This is a genomic window from Roseomonas sp. 18066, from assembly GCF_902706185.1.
GTDB lineage: Bacteria > Pseudomonadota > Alphaproteobacteria > Acetobacterales > Acetobacteraceae > Pseudoroseomonas.
Window position 1 is genome coordinate 1 of record NZ_CACSJM010000327.1, and the last position, 976, is coordinate 976.

Annotated in this window: 1 protein-coding gene; it reads left to right on the plus strand. The window is 73.2% G+C overall.

The window, feature by feature from the left end; translation table 11 throughout:
• Positions 1 to 838 (plus strand): ChaN family lipoprotein (locus GVN67_RS29055; protein WP_160000770.1); only part of this gene is annotated, 838 nt, incomplete at its 5' end.
• Positions 839 to 976 lie beyond the last annotated feature (138 nt).

Here is a 976-nt window from a genome sequence, read left to right on the forward strand (position 1 = left end):
GCCCGACCCCTCTCCCCATCCCCGGGCCCGCTGGCTGGACCCCGCGACCGGCGCCCTGCTGGAGGCCGCGCCGCTGATGCGCCGCCTGGCGCAGCGCGAGGCGGTGCTGCTGGGCGAAAGCCACGATGTGGCGGAAATCCATCGCTGGCAGCTGCAGGTGGCGACCTGCCTGCATCTGCTGCGCCCCGACCTGGCGATGGGCTTCGAGATGTTCCCACGCCGGGTGCAGCCGGTGCTGGACCGCTGGGTGGCCGGCGAATTCTCCACCGCGGCCTTCCTCGAGGCGGTGGAATGGGAAAAAGTCTGGGGGTTCGACGCTGGCCTGTACCTGCCGCTGCTGCATTTCTGCCGGCAGCAGGCGGTGCCGATGCTGGCGCTGAACTGCGAGCGCCCGCTGGTCACCCGGGTCGGCCGCGACGGCTGGGATGCGGTGCCGGTCGAGGAACGCGACGGTCTGACCCCCGCCGCGCCCGCCCGGGCAGGACATCGGGCGCATCTGGCGCTGCTGACGGGACGCGACGAGGCGGAGATCAGCGACCGCTTCCTGCGCGCCCAGCAGGTCTGGGACCGCGCCTTCGCCTGCGCCATCGCGGCCTACCGCGCGGCGGTGGTGGCGGAGGGGAAGCCCGCGCCGCTGGTGGTCGGCATCATCGGCCGCGGCCACCTGGAATACGGGCATGGCACGCCGTGGCAGCTGGAAAGCCTCGGGGTGAGCGACACGGCGGTGCTGCTGCCGAGCGAGGCGGAAACCCTCGATGCCGCCACCATCGCCGGGATCGGCGCGGCGCTGTTCCGGCTGGACCGGCCGGAGGCGCCGCTGGGGCGGCGCCAGGCCTGAAGGCCGCTGTTCCACGCCCCCCGAGGGGGCCGTGGGTCCGGATCAGACCGGGCCGAACAGGAAGTGGTCGGCCGTCAGGCTGCTGATGGTGGTGTTGGCGAAGGTCAGGGTGTCGCCGTTGCCGGCGTCGATGACCAC